At 70.3% G+C, this 17,198-nt stretch carries 17 protein-coding genes; 8 read left to right on the top strand and 9 right to left on the bottom strand.

Annotated elements, in window-relative coordinates:
* The 5 genes from GT045_RS07110 to GT045_RS07090 are packed head-to-tail and all read right to left on the bottom strand — an operon-like array spanning position 1 to position 5,726.
* Complete coding sequence (locus GT045_RS07110; protein WP_161291877.1) at positions 1 to 801, bottom strand: ABC transporter permease; 801 nt, start codon at positions 799 to 801, stop codon at positions 1 to 3.
* Positions 802 to 1,731, bottom strand: a complete 930-nt coding sequence (locus tag GT045_RS07105; protein ID WP_161291876.1) for an ABC transporter permease — start codon at positions 1,729 to 1,731, stop codon at positions 802 to 804.
* The gene (locus GT045_RS07100; RefSeq protein ID WP_202527395.1) at positions 1,731 to 2,885 is read right to left on the bottom strand and encodes an ABC transporter ATP-binding protein; all 1,155 of its coding nucleotides are present in this window, start codon (positions 2,883 to 2,885) and stop codon (positions 1,731 to 1,733) included. Before GT045_RS07100 ends, GT045_RS07105 begins: the two co-directional genes overlap by 1 nt.
* A gap of 5 nt (positions 2,886 to 2,890) precedes the next feature.
* On the bottom strand, positions 2,891 to 4,138 hold the full coding sequence (locus GT045_RS07095) for a spermidine/putrescine ABC transporter substrate-binding protein (protein ID WP_161333638.1): 1,248 nt from the start codon (positions 4,136 to 4,138) through the stop codon (positions 2,891 to 2,893).
* A gap of 34 nt (positions 4,139 to 4,172) precedes the next feature.
* Entirely contained in the window at positions 4,173 to 5,726 is a 1,554-nt protein-coding gene (locus GT045_RS07090; RefSeq protein ID WP_161333637.1) for a gamma-aminobutyraldehyde dehydrogenase, read from the bottom strand.
* Between the two features lie 208 nt (positions 5,727 to 5,934).
* Here GT045_RS07090 and GT045_RS07085 point away from each other — a divergent pair, with 208 nt between their 5' ends.
* Complete coding sequence (locus tag GT045_RS07085) at positions 5,935 to 6,504, top strand: NADAR family protein (RefSeq protein WP_161333636.1); 570 nt, start codon at positions 5,935 to 5,937, stop codon at positions 6,502 to 6,504.
* 93 nt (positions 6,505 to 6,597) lie between these two features.
* On the opposite strand, the gene GT045_RS39520 is transcribed toward GT045_RS07085, so the two are convergent.
* On the bottom strand, positions 6,598 to 7,665 hold the full coding sequence (locus tag GT045_RS39520) for a DUF4190 domain-containing protein (protein ID WP_237538401.1): 1,068 nt from the start codon (positions 7,663 to 7,665) through the stop codon (positions 6,598 to 6,600).
* 98 nt (positions 7,666 to 7,763) lie between these two features.
* Here GT045_RS39520 and GT045_RS07075 point away from each other — a divergent pair, with 98 nt between their 5' ends.
* The 3 genes from GT045_RS07075 to GT045_RS07065 all read left to right on the top strand — a co-directional run bounded on the left by GT045_RS07075 (position 7,764) and on the right by GT045_RS07065 (position 9,923).
* Positions 7,764 to 8,888 (top strand): adenosine deaminase, encoded by a 1,125-nt coding sequence (locus GT045_RS07075; protein WP_345942570.1) that lies wholly within the window; start codon positions 7,764 to 7,766, stop codon positions 8,886 to 8,888.
* 58 nt (positions 8,889 to 8,946) lie between these two features.
* Complete coding sequence (locus GT045_RS07070) at positions 8,947 to 9,636, top strand: glycerophosphodiester phosphodiesterase (protein ID WP_161298287.1); 690 nt, start codon at positions 8,947 to 8,949, stop codon at positions 9,634 to 9,636.
* Between the two features lie 98 nt (positions 9,637 to 9,734).
* Positions 9,735 to 9,923, top strand: coding sequence for a hypothetical protein (locus tag GT045_RS07065; RefSeq protein ID WP_237538399.1), 189 nt, complete (start codon positions 9,735 to 9,737; stop codon positions 9,921 to 9,923).
* Here the strand turns inward: GT045_RS07065 and GT045_RS07060 are convergent.
* Positions 9,913 to 10,425, bottom strand: coding sequence for a hypothetical protein (locus GT045_RS07060; RefSeq protein WP_161298288.1), 513 nt, complete (start codon positions 10,423 to 10,425; stop codon positions 9,913 to 9,915). The genes GT045_RS07065 and GT045_RS07060 overlap by 11 nt on opposite strands.
* Positions 10,426 to 10,688: 263 nt before the next feature.
* Between GT045_RS07060 and GT045_RS07055 the strand changes: the two genes are divergently transcribed.
* On the top strand, positions 10,689 to 11,141 hold the full coding sequence (locus GT045_RS07055; protein ID WP_161333635.1) for a hypothetical protein: 453 nt from the start codon (positions 10,689 to 10,691) through the stop codon (positions 11,139 to 11,141).
* A gap of 122 nt (positions 11,142 to 11,263) precedes the next feature.
* Here GT045_RS07055 and GT045_RS07050 read toward each other — a convergent pair whose 3' ends face one another.
* Positions 11,264 to 12,457: an extracellular solute-binding protein gene (locus GT045_RS07050; RefSeq protein WP_161298063.1), complete on the bottom strand. Its 1,194-nt coding sequence runs from the start codon at positions 12,455 to 12,457 to the stop codon at positions 11,264 to 11,266.
* 171 nt (positions 12,458 to 12,628) lie between these two features.
* Positions 12,629 to 14,068: a gamma-aminobutyraldehyde dehydrogenase gene (locus GT045_RS07045; protein WP_161298062.1), complete on the bottom strand. Its 1,440-nt coding sequence runs from the start codon at positions 14,066 to 14,068 to the stop codon at positions 12,629 to 12,631.
* 204 nt (positions 14,069 to 14,272) lie between these two features.
* Here GT045_RS07045 and GT045_RS07040 point away from each other — a divergent pair, with 204 nt between their 5' ends.
* The 3 genes from GT045_RS07040 to GT045_RS07030 all read left to right on the top strand — a co-directional run bounded on the left by GT045_RS07040 (position 14,273) and on the right by GT045_RS07030 (position 17,108).
* Positions 14,273 to 14,791, top strand: coding sequence for an Lrp/AsnC family transcriptional regulator (locus GT045_RS07040; protein ID WP_161298061.1), 519 nt, complete (start codon positions 14,273 to 14,275; stop codon positions 14,789 to 14,791).
* Positions 14,776 to 16,158, top strand: a complete 1,383-nt coding sequence (locus GT045_RS07035; protein WP_161298060.1) for an aspartate aminotransferase family protein — start codon at positions 14,776 to 14,778, stop codon at positions 16,156 to 16,158. Before GT045_RS07040 ends, GT045_RS07035 begins: the two co-directional genes overlap by 16 nt.
* A gap of 209 nt (positions 16,159 to 16,367) precedes the next feature.
* The gene (locus tag GT045_RS07030) at positions 16,368 to 17,108 is read left to right on the top strand and encodes an ATP-binding cassette domain-containing protein (protein WP_161333634.1); all 741 of its coding nucleotides are present in this window, start codon (positions 16,368 to 16,370) and stop codon (positions 17,106 to 17,108) included.
* Positions 17,109 to 17,198 lie beyond the last annotated feature (90 nt).

Below are 17,198 nucleotides of genomic sequence, written 5' to 3'. Positions count from 1 at the left end.
CTATGCCTTTTGCTTGTTGCGGCGGTTGCCGAGGACCATCGAGGTCAGGACGAGGAGAACGGCGACGAGGAACATGGCCGTGCCGATCACGTTGATCTGCACGGGTGTTCCGCGCTGCGCCGAGCCCCAGACGAACATCGGGAAGGTGACGGTCGAACCGGCGTTGAAATTGGTGATGATGAAATCGTCGAAGGAGAGCGCGAACGACAGCAGCGCGCCCGCCGCGATCCCGGGTGCAGCGATGGGCAGGGTGACCCGCAGGAAGGTCTGCACCGGACCGGCGTAGAGGTCGCGGGCGGCCTCTTCCAGGCGCGGGTCCATCGACATCACGCGCGCCTTGACCGCGGTGACGACGAAGCTGAGGCAGAACATGATGTGGGCGATCAGGATCGTCCAGAAGCCCAGCTGGGCGCCCATGTTGAGGAACAGGGTGAGCAGCGAGGCGGCCATGACGACCTCGGGCATCGCCATCGGCAGGAAGATCAGCGAGTTCACGGCGCCGCGCGCGCGGAAGCGGTAGCGGACCAGCGCGAAGGAGATCATCGTGCCGAGGACGGTGGCGCCGACCGTCGCCCACACGGCGATCTGGAGGCTGATGGACAGCGAGCCGCACATGTCGGCGACGCCGCAGGGGTCCTTCCAGGCGTCCGTGGAGAACCGCTGCCACTCGTAGTTGAAGCGCCCCTTCGGTTTGTTGAAGGAGAACACCGTGACGATGACGTTCGGCAGCAGCAGATAGGCGAGCGTCAGCAGTCCCGCGATGACGACGAGACGGCGCTTGAGCCAGTTGACGAAGGGCATTTAGACGAGATCCTCCGTCCCGGACCGGCGGATGTAGATCGTGACCATGGCCAGGATGGCGGCCATGAGGATGAAGGACAGGGCCGCGGCGGTCGGGTAGTCCAGGATGCGCAGGAACTGCGTCTGGATGACGTTGCCGATCATGCGGGTGTCGGTGGAGCCGAGGAGTTCGGCGTTCACGTAGTCGCCGGCCGCCGGGATGAACGTCAGCAGCGTGCCGGAGACCACGCCCGGCATGGACAGCGGGAAGGTGACCTTGCGGAAGGTGGTCCACGGCTTGGCGTACAGGTCGCCGGCCGCCTCGTGCAGCCGGCCGTCGATCCGCTCCAGGGAGGTGTACAGCGGCAGGATCATGAACGGCAGGAAGTTGTACGTCAGGCCGCAGACGACCGCGAGCGGGGTGGCCAGGACGCGGTCCCCGGCCGTCCAGCCGAGCCAGTTGGTGAGGTCCAGTACGTGCAGCGCGTTCAGGGTGTGCACGACGGGTCCGTTGTCCGCGAGGATCGTCTTCCAGGCCAGGGTGCGGATGAGGAAGCTGGTGAAGAACGGCGCGATCACCAAGATCATGATCAGGTTCTTCCAGCGGCCGGCGCGGAAGGCGATGAGATAGGCCAGCGGGTAGCCGAGCAGCAGGCACAGCACGGTCGCGCCGGCGGCGTAGAACACCGACCGCAGGAACTGCGGCCAGTACTCGGTGAGCGCGTGCCAGTAGGTCGCGAAGTGCCAGGTGACCTTGTAGCCCTCCTCCAGCGAGCCCTGCTGCACGGAGGTGGACGCCTGGTAGATCATCGGCAGGGCGAAGAAAACGACCAGCCACAGCAGGCCGGGCAGCAGCAGCCAGTACGGGGTGAACCGGCCGCGCTTGCGGGGGGCCTTCCGCTCCGGCTCGGCCGGGGCGAGCGGCGGGGGTGCCTCGGTGAGCGTCGACATCAGGCCGCCGCCTCTTCCTCGATGCCCGCGTCGATGTCCTGGTCCGCGTCCAGGCCGAAGGTGTGGGCCGGGCTCCAGTGCAGGACGACGTCGGCACCGGGAACGAGCCGGCCGTCGCGCTCGACGTTCTGGACGTAGACCGCGAACTCGTCGCAGACCGGGGTGTCGATCACGTACTGCGTCGAGACGCCGATGAAGCTGGCGTCGGCGATCTTGCCGGTGACGCGGTTGCGGCCCTCGGGTACGGTGCCGGCGTCGTCGGCGTGGGTGAGGGCGATCTTCTCGGGGCGGATGCCGACCAGCACCTTGCCGCCGGCCGTGGTCGGGCCCGAACATCGCGCTTCGGGCAGCACCAGCTTGCCGCCGCCCGCCCGGAGCACGATGTCGTCGCCGCTCCTGGTGTCGACCTCGGCCTCGATCAGGTTGGAGGTGCCGAGGAAGTTCGCGACGAACGTGGTCCGCGGGTTCTCGTACAGGTCGGTGGGCGCGCCGAGCTGCTCGACCCGGCCCCCGTTCATCACGGCGACCGTGTCGGCCATGGTCATGGCCTCCTCCTGGTCGTGCGTGACGTGTACGAAGGTGATGCCGACCTCGGTCTGGATGCGCTTGAGCTCCAGCTGCATCTGGCGGCGCAGCTTGAGGTCGAGGGCGCCGAGCGGCTCGTCCAGCAGGAGGACCTTCGGGTGGTTGATCAGCGCGCGGGCCACGGCGACGCGCTGCTGCTGGCCGCCGGAGAGCTGGTGCGGTTTCTTGCGCGCCTGCTCGCCGAGCTGCACCAGCTCCAGCATGTCCTCGACCTGCTTCTTCACGCTCTTGATGCCGCGCCGGCGCAGGCCGAAGGCGACGTTCTCGAAGATGTCGAGGTGGGGGAAGAGGGCGTAGGACTGGAACACCGTGTTGACCGGCCGCTTGTACGGCGGCAGGTGGGTGACGTCCTGGTCGCCGAGGCACACGGTCCCGGAGGAGGGCTCCTCCAGGCCGGCGATCATGCGCAGCGTGGTCGTCTTGCCGCAGCCGGACGCGCCGAGCAGGGCGAAGAAGGAGCCCTGCGGCACGGTCAGGTCCAGCGGCTGCACGGCGGTGAAGCCGTTGTCGTAGGTCTTGGAGATACCGGAGAGGCGGACGTCGCCGCTGTTGTCTGGTGTCGTCTTCATCGTCGTCACGCCCCTGTGAGCTTCGCGAACTTCTCTTCGTAGGCCGTCTCTTCCTTCTGGCTCAGGGAGCGGAAGGCATGGGACCTCGCCTGCATGGCCTTGTCGGGAACGATCAGCGGATTGTTCGCCGCATCCTTGTCGATCTTCGCAAGGTAAGGCTTCACCCCGTCGACCGGAGTGACGTAGTTGATGTAGGCGGCGAGCGCTGCGGCCTGCTCGGGTTCGTAGTAGAAGTCGATCAGCCGCTCGGCGTTCGTCTTGTGCCGGGCCTTGTTGGGGACGCACAGGTTGTCGGTCGACGTCATGTAACCGCTGTCGGGGATGACGAAGTCGACGTCCGGGCTGTCGGACTTCAGCTGCACCACGTCACCGGCCCAGGCGACGCAGGCGGCGAGGTCGCCCTTGGTGAGGTCGGAGGTGTAGTCGTTGCCGGTGAAGCGGCGGATCTGGCCCTTGTCGACGGCCTTCTGCAGGCGGGCGATGGCCGCGTCGTAGTCGTCGCCGGTGAAGCGCGCCGGGTCCTTGCCCATGTCGAGCAGGGTCATGCCCATGCTGTCGCGCATCTCCGACAGGAAACCGACGCGCCCCTTGAGGCGGGGGTTGTCGAGCAGGTCGGAGACGGACTTCACCTCGATGCCGTCCAGTGCCTTCTTGTTGTAGGCGATGACGGTGGAGATGCCCTGCCAGGGGTACGAGTACGACCGCCCGGGGTCCCAGTCCGGGTCGCGGAACTGGGGCGACAGGTTGCTGTAGGCGTGCGGCAGGTTCGCCGGGTCCAGTTTCTGGACCCAGCCGAGGCGGATCAGCCGGGCGGCCAGCCAGTCCGTGAGGACGATGAGGTCCCGGCCGGTGTCCTGGCCCGCGGCGAGCTGCGGCTTGATCTTGCCGAAGAACTCGTTGTTGTCGTTGATGTCCTCGGTGTAGTCGACCCTGATCCCGGTCCGCTTGCGGAAGGTCTCCAGCGTCGGGTGGTGCTTGCCGCTGTCGTCGACGTCGATGTACTCGGTCCAGTTGGAGAAGTTCACGGTCTTCTCCCGGACCGAGTGGTCCTCGGCCGGGATGCCGCCCTGGGTCTTGCCCGCCGCGGGGATGCCGCAGCCGCTCAGCGCCCCGAGACCACCGGCCGCGAGCGCGCCGCCCGCGGTGGCCCGCAGCAGCGAACGGCGGGTGAGGGCGGCCCGGCCGCTTCGCATGCTGCGTCGCACGGCGGCCACTTGGGGCGGGGTCAGGCGGTCGGGCTCGTACTGCTCCATGCGCGTGGTGGCCTTTCGGGAGGGTTCGGCCTGGTCATCGGCCTGTCGTTCGCTGGCGGTCCCCGAAGATCGTGCGGTGCCAGTCCTTCTCGGCCACCGCCGTGTTGTCGAACATTACGTGCTTGACCTGCGTGTATTCCTCGAAGGAGTACGCCGACATGTCCTTGCCGAAGCCCGACGCCTTGTAGCCGCCGTGCGGCATCTCGCTGATGATCGGGATGTGGTCGTTGACCCAGACGCAGCCCGCCTTGATCTCACGGGTGGCCCGGTTCGCGCGGTAGACGTTCGTGCTCCACGCGGAGGCGGCGAGACCGTACGGAGTGTCGTTGGCCAGCCGGATCCCCTCATCATCGCTGTCGAACGGCAGTACGACCAGTACCGGACCGAAGATCTCGGACTGGACGATCTCGCTGTCCTGGGCGGCGTCGGCGACCAGGGTGGGCCGGTAGTAGGCGCCGTCCTCGAGGTCGCCCCGGGGGGCTTCGCCGCCGGTCACCACGCGCGCGTAGGCGCGGGCACGGTCCACGAAGCCGGCGACCCGGTCGCGCTGGGCGTGCGAGATCAGCGGTCCGAGGTCGGTACCGGCCGCGAACGGGTCCCCGAGCCGCACGGTCTCCATCAGCGCGGCCGTCCGCTCCACGAACGCGTCGTAGAGCGGGCGCTGTACGTACGCGCGCGTGGCGGCCGTGCAGTCCTGCCCGGTGTTGATGAGCGAGCCCGCGACCGCGCCGTGCGCGGCGGCCTCCAGGTCGGCGTCGTCGAAGACGACGAAGGGCGCCTTGCCGCCCAGCTCCAGGTGCAGCCGCTTGACGGTGGCAGTGGCGATCTCGGCGACGCGCTTGCCGACGCCCGTGGACCCCGTGAAGGAGGTCATGGCGACGTCGGGGTGCCCGACGAGGTGCTCCCCGGCCTCCTTGCCGGTCCCGGTGACGATGTTGATCACGCCGTCCGGGATGCCCGCGTCCGTGGCGGCCTGGGCGAACAGCAGCGAGGTCAGCGGGGTCAGCTCGGCCGGCTTCAGGACGACCGTGTTGCCGGCGGCGACCGCCGGGAGGATCTTCCACGCGGCCATCTGGAGCGGGTAGTTCCAGGGCGCGATGGACCCGACGACCCCGATGGGCTCGCGCCGGACGTACGACGTGTGGTCGCCGGAGTACTCACCGGCGGACTGTCCCTGCAGGTGCCGGGCGGCGCCCGCGAAGAAGGCGGTGTTGTCGATGGTGCCGGGGACGTCGAACTCGCGGGTCAGCTTGAGCGGCTTGCCGCACTGGAGCGACTCGGCGCGGGCGAAGTCCTCGGCGCGCTCGGCGAGCACGGCGGCGAACCGGTGCAGGGCGTCCGACCGCTCGCCCGGCGTGGCGGCGGCCCAGGCCGGGAACGCCGCGCGGGCGGCGGCGACGGCCGCGTCCACGTCGTCGGGGCCGGCCAGCTCGTAGGTGTAGACCTCCTCGCCGGTGGCGGGGTCGATCACGGCGTGGTGGCGGCCCGAGGTCCCCTTGGTCAGGCGTCCGGCGATGAACTGCGCGCCGTCCGCGAACCGGTCCTGCGCGGGGAATCGTTCCGGGGTGGCGGTGCCCGGGTTGTGCATGTCGCTCTCCTCCGCCGTTGTCCCCGTCCCGGGGGTGGGTGGCGTAGCTCCAGCTCGATTTGAGTGCCGATCCTGACAGAGCAATAGGACTCCAACAAGTGATTCCGTTGTTGCCTTTTGGTTACGCGACGGAATCTGTTGACCAGATGTCGAGTCAGGGGAGAAAAGGCCGGACGGAGTGTCCGTGGTGCGTGCCACACTCGCGTGCATGGGAAAGATCGACGGACGGGAAGCCCTGATCAGGGAGGTCCGGGCCGGCTCCCGGATCAGATATCTCCACTTCTGGGGCCACCGGCCGCGGCCGGACGGCCGGATCGGCGCGGGTTGTCTGAGCCAGTGGTGGCCGTCACCCTTCGTGGTCGACGGCGTGGAGTACGCGACGGCCGAGCACTGGATGATGGCGGGCAAGGCCCGGCTGTTCGGGGACGCGGAGGCGGAGCGCCGGGTGCTGGCGGCGGAGCATCCCGCCGAAGCGAAGAAGGCCGGGCGGCTGGTCCGGGACTTCGACGAGGAGGCGTGGGCGCGTGCGCGCTTCGCGCTGGTGGTCGAGGGCAGCGTGCACAAGTTCACGGCCCATGACGACCTCCGGCGGTTCCTGCTGGGAACCGGGGACCGGGTGCTGGTGGAGGCGAGCCCCGTGGACCGGGTGTGGGGCATCGGGCTGGCGGCCGACGACGAGGCGGCCGCGGACCCGGAGCGGTGGCAGGGGCCGAACCTGCTGGGCTTCGCGTTGATGGAGGCGCGCGAGCGGTTGTCCTGCGCAGCCCCGGCCCGGTGACGCGGTTCGCCGCCGTCAGAGGTGCGGGCTCGGCCGGGGCCGCGGGTCCCGGCCCTCACTCCGTGCCGGGAGGGGCCCGGCCGACCGCCGGGATCAGGTGTTCACCACGACGACGAGGACGAAGAAGCCCACCGCCAGTACGAGGCCCGTGGCCCCGCAGATGATTCCCGCCAGGGCCATGCCCGGATTCGTGGCCTCGCCCCGCTTCGCCTTCCCGCGGCCGAGCGAGCCGAAGACGACGGCCAGGATGCCCAGCACCAGGGCGATCGGCCAGGCCAGGAACCCGACCGCGGACAGGATGCCCAGCACCAGCGCGGCCGTCCCCATCCCGTTGCTCGGCAGGGGCGGCATGCCGGGCCAGCCGTAGCCGTACCCGGCGGGACCGGGAGCGTATCCGGCCGGACCGGGAGCGTAACCGGCGGGACCGGGAGCGTGCGGCGCGCCCGGATAGCCGTACGCCGCCTCGGTGCCCGGGTAGCCGTACGGCACCTGACCGGGACCGTCGGGGGCGATGGGCGGCGGGGGCACCGGTTCCGTCCAGCCGTACGGTCCGGCGGGGGGCGCCGGCGGGGCGAAGTGGTTCGCGGGAGCCGCGGGCGCGGGCGCGGGGGGTGCGAAGGGGTTCACGTTCGCGTCGGGCGCCGGGGGCGCGTAGGGGTCCTGGTGCAGGGGGGTGGAGACCGGGGGCGCGACGGGGTCCGGCTGCTGTCCGGGATTCGGGGCCGCGAAGGGGTCCGGCTGCTGCGGGGCGGCGGCCGGGGGTGCGAACGGGTTCGGCTGCGGGGCGGGGGCCGGGGGTGCGAAGGGGTCCGGCTGCTGTCCGGGGTTCGGGGTCGCGAACGGGTCCGGCTGCTGCGAGGCGGCGGCCGGGGGTGCGAATGGGTTCGGCTGCGGGGTGGGGGCCGGGGGCGCGAGGCCGCCGGTGGGACTCGCCCACGGTGCGGGGGCGGTGTCGGCGGGCGCGGCCGGGGCCTTCGGCGCCGGCGGCGAGGTCGGGGTCCGCCGGTCGTGGACGGGTTCGGCGGCCGGGCTCGCGTCCCGCGCCGGTGCCTCGTCCGCCGTCGGCTCCACCGCTGCCTTCTCCAGGGACACCGGGGGTATCGCGGACCGGTGCCCGGCGGCCTGCTCCGCCGGTGTCGACTGCGGCACCTCGTCGGACATGGTGGAAGAACCCCTCTGGTGGACGTCCCGTCATGCTACGGGCCGGGTGGGACGCCCAGGCCCGGGGCCTACGATGATCTGGCGCCACCGATCAGCCGATCACCGCGCCCGGACCACGCCAGCGGTCCGCGGGCGCCGTCCCCGGGGAGGACCCCTTGACCGACACCTCCGTACCCGCCGTCGGCACCGCCGACCGCGACCTGCGCACCTTCATCGCCGGACTGCCCAAGGCCGAACTGCACGTGCACCATGTCGGCTCCGCCTCCCCCCGCATCGTCTCGGAACTGGCCGCCCGCCACCCCGACTCCAAGGTCCCCACCGACCCCGAGGCCCTGGTCGACTACTTCACCTTCACCGACTTCGCGCACTTCATCGAGGTGTACCTGTCGGTCGTGGACCTCATCCGCACCCCGGAGGACGTCCGGCTGCTCACCTTCGAGGTGGCCCGTGACATGGCGCGCCAGCAGGTCCGGTACGCCGAACTGACCCTGACCCCCTTCTCGTCCACCCGGCGCGGTATCGACGCACGGGCCTTCATGGACGCGATCGAGGACGCCCGGAAGGCCGCCGAGGCCGAGTTCGGGACCGTACTGCGCTGGTGCTTCGACATCCCCGGCGAAGCCGGTACGGCGGCGGCCGAGGAGACGGCACGGCTGGCCACCGACGACCGGCTCCGCCCGGAGGGCCTGGTCTCCTTCGGGCTCGGCGGCCCGGAGATCGGCGTGCCCCGGCCGCAGTTCAAGCCGTACTTCGACCGGGCTATCGCCGCCGGGCTGCGCTCCGTGCCGCACGCCGGGGAGACCACCGGCCCGGAGACGGTGTGGGACGCGCTGACCGAGCTGCGCGCCGAGCGGATCGGACACGGCACGAGTTCCGCGCGGGACCCGAAGCTGCTCGCCCACCTCGCCGAGCACCGGATCCCGCTGGAGGTGTGCCCGACCTCCAACATCGCCACCCGCGCGGTGCGCACCCTGGAGGAGCACCCGATCAAGGAGTTCGCGCGGGCCGGGGTGCTGGTGACGGTCAACTCCGACGACCCGCCGATGTTCGGAACCGACCTGAACAACGAGTACGCGGTGGCCGCCCGCCTCCTGGAACTCGACGAGCGCGGCCTGGCCGGCCTCGCGAAGAACGCCGTCGAGGCGTCCTTCCTGGACACGGCCGGCAAGGCGCGGATCGCGCGGGAGATCGACACCTACACCGCCGCCTGGCTCGCCCACTGAGCCGACGCGACTCCCCCGTGGGCCCGCCCGGTCCCACGGGACGGCCACAATGGGGGCCATGCAGACCGTGACCGCCGTGGCCCACCGCGGCGACCCCTACCGTTTCCGTGAGAACACCGTCGGCTCCCTGCGTTCCGCGCTCGACCGGGGCGCGGACGCCGTCGAGATCGACGTACGGCTCACCCGTGACGGCGTGCCCGTGCTGCTGCACGACGAGACGCTGCGGCGGCTGTGGGAGGTGGACCGGCCGCTGGGCACGCTGTCCGCCGAGGAACTGCGCGGGCTGACGGCCGGCGGTGTGCCGACGCTGGCGGAGGCGCTGTCCGCGACCGGTGACAGCCGGGTGATGGTGGACCTGTGCGGGCGGGTCGACCGCCGGACGGTCGAGCGGACCCTGGACGTGGTCCGGGCGTGCGGGGCCCGCGACCGCGTCCTCTACAGCGCGCACGCGGAGGCGATGCTGGCCGTCCGGGCCGCCGACCCGGGCGCCGAGATCGCCCTGACCTGGACCACCCTGGCTCCGCCGCGGCCCGCGCTGCTTGCCGCGGTCCGCCCGCGCTGGCTCAACTACCGCTTCTCCCTGGTGAGCCGGGAGCTCGCGGCGCGCGTCCACCGGGACGGGTACCTGCTGTCCGTGTGGACCCCGGACACCCGCCGCTCGCTGACGCGCCTGCTGGACCTGGGCGTCGACTCGATCACGACGAACCGGATCGGCCTGCTGCACGCCCTGCGCACGTCGGACCGGTAGCAGCGCGCCGACCCGTTGCCGTAAGGGCGAACCCGTCCGACTTCCCTGACCGCGAAGGCGGTTACCCGGAGTTGAGCGGGGGGCGTACGCCCTCCTCGGTGAGGATCCGGGTGGTGTCCCGGCGCCACTGGATGATCACGCAGCTTCAGCCGATCGCCCACGCCTCAGTGATCGCCGCGACCCGGGACCTGTCCCGCACCCTGGTGTACGCGGTGGGGCCCACGGACGCGAAGGGCGACGGCCTGCCCCTCGCCCAGCGCTTCGGGTACCCCGCGTTCAGCCGCTGACGGCGGGGGCGCCGAGCGCCTCCAGCCGCTTGATCCGCTTCCGTACGACGTACAGCGGGATGACGCCGAAGATCCCGAAGGACATGTCGATCAGGCTCCACCAGAAGGGGATCCCGCGGACGGGTCCGCAGACGAGGGCGAGCGGGATGATCCCGGCACAGGCGATCATCCCGAACTCGACGACCCAGACGTTGCGGACGGGATCGCGGTACGGGCCGTAGAACGCGACCGCGATGACGAGGTGGGCGAAGGCGAGCCAGTCGGTGCCGTACAGGACGAAGGGGTAGTCGGAGTCGACGGTGTCCAGCCCGTCCCGCACGCGGGAGATCCACTCCATGAGACCGGGCAGGTACCGGGGCACCGACAGGGCGCGCAACGCGCCCTCGGTCCAGCGCAGTTCGTGGACCAAGGGAAAGGCGGTCGCTCCACTGAGGACCAGGCAGACGACGAAGAGTGCCAGCCAGACACGGATGCCCTTGAGCAGGGCGGCTCTGTCGCTCATGGCAGGAGCGTACGCCCGAAGTTGAACATGTTCAAAAGCCCCCGGCACCCGCTCACCGCCGACGACCGGGCGCGGCGGGGTCCGAAAGGCCGTCAGGAGACGGTCCGGCGACGCGCGCGGGCGTCGGACACCGTGGTCACGACGCGGGTCTCCGAAATGAAGGTGACGGTGAGGGGACCTGCCGCTCAGTATCGACCCGTCGCCGACGGATCCGGCGGAAGCGCCGCCCTCACCTTCTTCCCGGCCGAAACGAGCTGGACCTCGTGATCACCTTTCAGTTCACCGTACGGCCCGGCCAAGGCGATCCTCACGGGTTCGACATGGGTGACATGGTCGTCACCGGGGACCTCGGTACGGCGGACTCGTCCGGTCACGTGCCCGACCGAGGCATGATGATCTACCTCTCGGTCGTCGGCCTGCTGGACGCCCTGCTCCCCTTTCTCCGGAGCGACACCCGCTCACTCACCTACTCCGGTGCCGACACCTCGTTCAAGCTTGTGGTGCGGCGCGCCCGGGGCGGCCTGTCGGTCGCCGACGAGAACGGCGTCATCGCCCGGACAACCGCCGCGGAGCTCGCCTCCGCTGTGCTGCGGGCGGCCGAGGAGCTCGGGCGCTCCCTCCCCCGGCAGGACCCGGTCGCGTCCGACTGGGAAACCGTCCTCACGGCGTTCCGTCCCCTCGTGCCAGACGGTGACGGCCCACGTGCCGGACGGTGACGGCCCACGTGCCGGACGGTGATGGCCCTCGTGCCGGACGGTGACGGTCCTCGTCCGGACGGTGACGGCTGACGGCGGGGCTCGTCACCGCCCGGTGTGAGGCCCTCGGTCTGGTGGTGTTCTCACAGTCCCACGATCTTGTTCCACCGCTGCGCGTACTCCGTGCGTTCCGTGGAGCCGATGTCCCGGGCGATGGCGAGGCGCTTGCGCATGCCGGCGTCCGGGAAGATCAGGGTGTTGTCGGCGAGGGCGGCGGTGTCCGCGTCCTTGGCGTCGGCCAGGACGTCCCGCGCCGCCGGGACCGGGCAGACGTAGTTGACCCAGGCGGCGAGCCTCGCGGCGACCTCGGGGTCGTAGTAGTAGTCGACCAGGCGCTCGGCGTTGGCCTTGTGGCGGGCCCGGTTGGGGATCATCAGGGAGTCCGACCACAGCTCGGCGCCCTCCTCGGGGACGACGAAGCGGATGTCGGGGTTGTCCGCCTGGAGCTGGATGACATCGCCCGAGTACGCCTGGCAGGCGAGGACGTCCCCGCTGACCAGGTCCTTGGTGTAGTCGTTGCCGGTGAAGCGGCGGATCTGGCCGCGGCGCACCTCCCGTTCGACCTGGTCGCAGACCTCGTGGAAGTCGTCCGCGGTCCAGCGGGTGATGTCGACGCCGTTGCCCTGCATGAGCAGCGCGAAGGACTCGTCCAGGCCGGACAGCAGGGTGACGCGGCCCTTGAGGTCCTTCGCCCACAGGTCCCGCACGCTCCGGATCTCACGGCCGAGCTTGCGGCGGTCGTAGGCGATGCCGGTGATGCCCGACTGGTAGGGCACCGTGCAGCGGCGGCCCTTGTCGAAGGCGGGCGAACGGAGCAGCGGGTCCAGGTACCTGGCCACGTTCGGCTGCCGGGCGCGGTCCATCTCCTGGACCCACCCCAGCCGGACGTACCGGGCGCACATCCAGTCACTGATGACGATCAGGTCGCGGCCGGTGGACTGGTGGTTCATCAGCGCGGGGCTGATCTTGCCGAAGAACTCGTCGTTGTCGTTGATCTCCTCCACGTAGTCGACGGATATCCCGGTGCGCTTCTCGAACCCCTCCAGCGTGGGCCGCCGGTTGGGGTCGTCGTCGTCGGTGTCGATGTAGAGCGGCCAGTTCGCCCAGGTCAGCTTCTTGTCGGCCGCGGACTCGTCGGTGACGGCGCGGTCGCCGGGACGGACGTAGGCGGCGGGCACCCCGCAGCCGGCCAGGGCGCCGAGCGCTGCCGTGCCGCCGAGGGCGCGCAGCAGGGAACGGCGGGAGGACACGGTCGTACGAGCAGATGTCTGGGCCACCCCGGAAGCATGCCGTCCCGCCGGGCGGCCGGACAATCGACGCTGCGTCGAGCGGGCCGGTGCCTGGCCGACACCTTGTCGACACCTGGTGGGCGCCGGGAAGCCGAGGGGCGGCAACGCGGCGGCCCCGGACGGGTGTTCCCGTCCGGGGCCGCGTCGCCGTACCGGTGATCAGCCGTCCAGGGACGTCATCACGTGCTTGATGCGCGTGTAGTCCTCGAAGCCGTAGGCCGACAGGTCCTTGCCGTAGCCGGACTTCTTGAAGCCGCCGTGCGGCATCTCGGCGACCAGCGGGATGTGGGTGTTGATCCACACGCAGCCGAAGTCGAGCTTCTTGGACATCCGCATGGCGCGGGAGTGGTCCTTGGTCCACACCGAGGAGGCGAGGGCGTACTCGACGCCGTTGGCCCACTCCACGGCCTGGTCCTCGTCCGAGAAGGACTGGACGGTGATGACCGGCCCGAAGACCTCGTTCTGGATGATCTCGTCGTCCTGCTTCAGGCCGGAGACGACGGTCGGGGCGTAGAAGTAGCCCTTGTCGCCGACCTGCTGGCCGCCCGTCTCGACCTTGGCGTGGGCGGGCAGCCGGTCGATGAAGCCGGCGACCTGCTTGAGCTGGTTGGGGTTGTTCAGCGGGCCGAAGAGGACGTCCTCGTCGTCCGGCTGGCCGGTCTTCGTCTCGGACGCCGCCTTCGCCAGCGCGGACACGAACTCGTCGTGGATGGACTCCTGGACGAGGACGCGGGTCGCGGCCGTACAGTCCTGGCCGGCGTTGAAGAAGCCCGCGACGGAGATGTCCTCGACGGCCTTGGCGATGTCGGTGTCCTCGAAGACGACGACCGGGGCCTTGCCGCCCAGCTCCAGGTGGACCCGCTTGACGTCCTTGGAGGCGGACTCGGCCACCGAGATGCCCGCGCGCACGGAGCCGGTGATGGAGGCCATCGCCGGAGTCGGGTGCTCGACCATCGCGCGGCCGGTGTCACGGTCGCCGCAGATGACGTTGAAGACACCCTTGGGCAGGATCGAACCGATGATGTCGGCCATCAGCACGGTGGAGGCGGGGGTGGTGTCCGACGGCTTCAGGACGACCGTGTTGCCCGCGGCGATGGCCGGGGCGAACTTCCACACGGCCATCATCATCGGGTAGTTCCACGGGGCGACCTGCGCGCACACGCCGACCGGCTCGCGGCGGATGATCGAGGTCAGGCCCTCCATGTACTCGCCGGCCGAGCGGCCCTCCAGCAGCCGGGCCGCACCCGCGAAGAAGCGGATCTGGTCGACCATCGGCGGGATCTCCTCGGAGCGGGTCAGCCCGACCGGCTTGCCCGTGTTCTCCACCTCGGCCGCGATCAGCTCCTCGGCGCGCTCCTCGAACGCGTCCGCGATCTTCAGCAGGGCCTTCTGCCGCTCGGCCGGCGTGGTGTCGCGCCAGGCGGGGAAGGCACGGGCGGCGGCCTCCATGGCGGCGTCCACGTCCGCCTGCCCGGACAGCGGCGCCGTGGCGTACGCCTCGCCCGTCGCGGGGTTGACCACCTCGGTGGTCCGTCCGTCGGCGGCGTCCCGGAACTCACCGTCGATGTAGTTGCGCAGACGACGCAGCTCGGTGCTCACTGCCGGCCTCCTGATCTGGTTCGAGGGTTCGAGCGGTTCAGCCGGCCAGCCTCTTCCGGCTGTCCGAACGCTGAGACACCCACCCTAGTCGCCGTACCCACGTTTTCAACACCCCCACCGGCATCGGTTCTGCGAAATCCGCACAGTGAGGTGTCTCAAACGACGAATTTCATCGATCCGGCCTTGCGAAACTGTCGAGACGTCGTGCACAGTGAGGTCGTGGCCAGTCGAAGCGCAGACCAGAGGGACTCGTCCCGCGAGTCCAGGAACGGCACTCCTACCTTGGACGCCGTCTCCCTCGCCATCATCCAGCAGCTCCAGGAGGACGGCCGCCGGCCGTACGCCGCCATCGGCAAGGCCGTCGGTCTGTCCGAGGCGGCCGTGCGCCAGCGCGTCCAGAAGCTGCTGGACCAGGGCGTGATGCAGATCGTCGCCGTCACGGACCCGCTCACCGTGGGCTTCCGGCGGCAGGCGATGGTCGGGATCAACGTCGAGGGTGATGTCGAGTCGATCGCGGACGCGCTGACTGACATGTCGGAAGTCGAGTACGTGGTGATGACCGCGGGCTCGTTCGACATCCTCGCCGAGATCGTCTGCGAGGACGACGACCACCTGCTGGGCGTCATCAACAAACGCATCCGGGCCCTGCCCGGCGTGCGCTCCACCGAAAGCTTCGTCTACCTGAAGCTGAAGAAGCAGACCTACATGTGGGGAACCCGATAACCGTGAGTTCAAAGGACCTCAGCAAGACCGCGTACGACCACCTGTGGATGCACTTCACCCGCATGTCCTCGTACGAGAACTCCCCCGTCCCGACCATCGTCCGGGGCGAGGGCACCTATATCTACGACGACAAGGGCAAGCGCTACCTCGACGGTCTCGCGGGTCTGTTCGTGGTCCAGGCCGGTCACGGCCGCACGGAACTGGCCGAGACCGCCTTCAAGCAGGCCCAGGAGCTGGCCTTCTTCCCGGTGTGGTCCTACGCCCACCCCAAGGCCGTCGAGCTGGCCGAGCGCCTCGCCGACTACGCCCCGGGCGACCTGAACAAGGTCTTCTTCACCACCGGCGGCGGCGAGGCCGTCGAGACCGCCTGGAAGCTGGCCAAGCAGTACTTCAAGCTCCAGGGCAAGCCGACCAAGTACAAGGTCATCTCCCGCGCGGTCGCCTACCACGGCACCCCGCAGGGCGCCCTGTCCATCACCGGTCTGCCGGGCCTGAAGGCCCCCTTCGAGCCGCTGGTGCCGGGCGCGCACAAGGTGCCGAACACCAACATCTACCGCGCGCCGCTCTTCGGCGACGACCCCGAGGCCTTCGGCCGCTGGGCCGCCGACCAGATCGAGCAGCAGATCCTCTTCGAGGGCCCGGACACCGTCGCCGCGGTCTTCCTGGAGCCCGTGCAGAACGCCGGCGGCTGCTTCCCGCCCCCGCCCGGCTACTTCCAGCGCGTGCGCGAGATCTGCGACCAGTACGACGTCCTGCTCGTGTCGGACGAGGTCATCTGCGCCTTCGGCCGCCTCGGCACGATGTTCGCCTGTGACAAGTTCGGCTACGTCCCGGACATGATCACCTGCGCCAAGGGCATGACCTCGGGCTACTCCCCGATCGGCGCCTGCATCATCTCCGACAAGCTCGCCGAGCCGTTCTACAAGGGCGACAACACCTTCCTGCACGGCTACACCTTCGGCGGCCACCCGGTCTCCGCCGCGGTGGGCGTGGCCAACCTCGACCTGTTCGAGCGCGAGGGCATCAACCAGCACGTGCTGGACAACGAGGGCGCCTTCCTGCAGACCCTGCAGAAGCTGCACGACCTGCCGATCGTCGGCGACGTCCGCGGCAACGGCTTCTTCTACGGCATCGAGCTGGTGAAGGACAAGAACACCAAGGAGTCCTTCAACGACGAGGAGACCGAGCGCGTCCTGTACGGCTTCCTCTCCAAGGCGCTGTTCGACAACGGCCTGTACTGCCGCGCCGACGACCGTGGCGACCCGGTCATCCAGCTCGCCCCGCCGCTGATCTCCAACCAGGAGACCTTCGACGAGATCGAGCAGATCCTGCGCGCCACCCTCACGGAGGCGTGGACGAAGCTCTGAGCCGCCGACGGCGACTGTGATCATCCGACCGGATGATCGACCCGGCCCCGGTGCCGTCCGTTCGAGTGAGAACGGCGGCCCGGGGCCGTGTGCTGTCCGGCCTCCCGGTGACGGCTGCCTAGCGTTCCAGTGACCGATCAGCCCGGCCTTCGTTCCCCCGGACGGGGGAACAGGCACGGGAAAACGGATCAGAACCGAGGTGTACGCCCATGGAGGCTCCGCCGGACAACGACGTGCTCTGGGCACGCTCCCTGCACTTCACGCACCGCGACGGCTCCCCCGGACTCGCCGGGGTCTCCCTCGGCGTACGGGAGGGCGAGATCCTCGCCGTCAGCGGACCGCGCGGCAGCGGCAAGACGACTCTGCTGCGCTGCCTGTCCGGCCTGGTGCCGGTGCGCTGCGGGGAGGTCTGGTTCAACAGCTCCCCCGTGCACACCCTCGGCCCGATGGCCCGCGAGCGGCTGCGCCGGGACCGCTTCGGCTGGATCGACCCCGAGCCGGTCCTGGTGCCCGAACTGAACGTCTGGGAGAACGCCGCGCTCCCGCTGATGCTGCGCGGCGCCGGCCGCCGCCGTGCCAAGGCGGCGGCGCTGGAGTGGCTGGAGCGCCTGGACGTCGGCGACAAGGCCCGCAGCCGCCCGCACGAGCTGCGGCACGCCGAACGCCAGCGGGTCGCCATCGCCCGCGCGATCGCCCCCGGCCCCACGGTCCTCTTCGCCGACGAGCCCACGGCCCCCCTGCACCGCGCCGACCGCACCCACGTGCTGCGCACCCTGACCTCGGCCGCCCGCTCGCACGGCATCACCGTCGTCCTCGCCACGCACGACCCCGACACCGCCGCCCTCGCCGACCGCACCGTGCTCCTGCTGGACGGGCGGCGCGTCCACACCGTGCACCTGCCCGAGGCGCCCGACCCGGAAGGCCGGGCCGCGTGCTCGCTCTCCGTCTGACCCGCGCCGCCCGGCCCGCCGTCCAGCTGCGCCGCCTGCTGGTGGCCGCGGCCTCGGCGGGCACCGGGTTCCTGCTCCTGGCCTGCCTCG

Source organism: Streptomyces sp. SID486, assembly GCF_009865385.1.
Classification (GTDB): domain Bacteria; phylum Actinomycetota; class Actinomycetes; order Streptomycetales; family Streptomycetaceae; genus Streptomyces.
This window is presented reverse-complemented; position numbering and strand designations above follow the sequence as displayed.

Excerpts from the sequence above, each read along its gene's own strand:
- GT045_RS07110 (WP_161291877.1), bottom strand. The coding sequence starts at position 801 with ATGCCCTTCGTCAACTGGCTCAAGCGCCGTCTCGTCGTCATCGCGGGA.
- GT045_RS07105 (WP_161291876.1), bottom strand. The coding sequence starts at position 1,731 with ATGTCGACGCTCACCGAGGCACCCCCGCCGCTCGCCCCGGCCGAGCCG.
- GT045_RS07100 (WP_202527395.1), bottom strand. The coding sequence starts at position 2,885 with ATGAAGACGACACCAGACAACAGCGGCGACGTCCGCCTCTCCGGTATC.
- GT045_RS07095 (WP_161333638.1), bottom strand. The coding sequence starts at position 4,138 with ATGGAGCAGTACGAGCCCGACCGCCTGACCCCGCCCCAAGTGGCCGCC.
- GT045_RS07090 (WP_161333637.1), bottom strand. The coding sequence starts at position 5,726 with ATGCACAACCCGGGCACCGCCACCCCGGAACGATTCCCCGCGCAGGAC.
- GT045_RS07085 (WP_161333636.1), top strand. The coding sequence starts at position 5,935 with ATGGGAAAGATCGACGGACGGGAAGCCCTGATCAGGGAGGTCCGGGCC.
- GT045_RS39520 (WP_237538401.1), bottom strand. The coding sequence starts at position 7,665 with ATGTCCGACGAGGTGCCGCAGTCGACACCGGCGGAGCAGGCCGCCGGG.
- GT045_RS07070 (WP_161298287.1), top strand. The coding sequence starts at position 8,947 with ATGCAGACCGTGACCGCCGTGGCCCACCGCGGCGACCCCTACCGTTTC.
- GT045_RS07060 (WP_161298288.1), bottom strand. The coding sequence starts at position 10,425 with ATGAGCGACAGAGCCGCCCTGCTCAAGGGCATCCGTGTCTGGCTGGCA.
- GT045_RS07030 (WP_161333634.1), top strand. The coding sequence starts at position 16,368 with ATGGAGGCTCCGCCGGACAACGACGTGCTCTGGGCACGCTCCCTGCAC.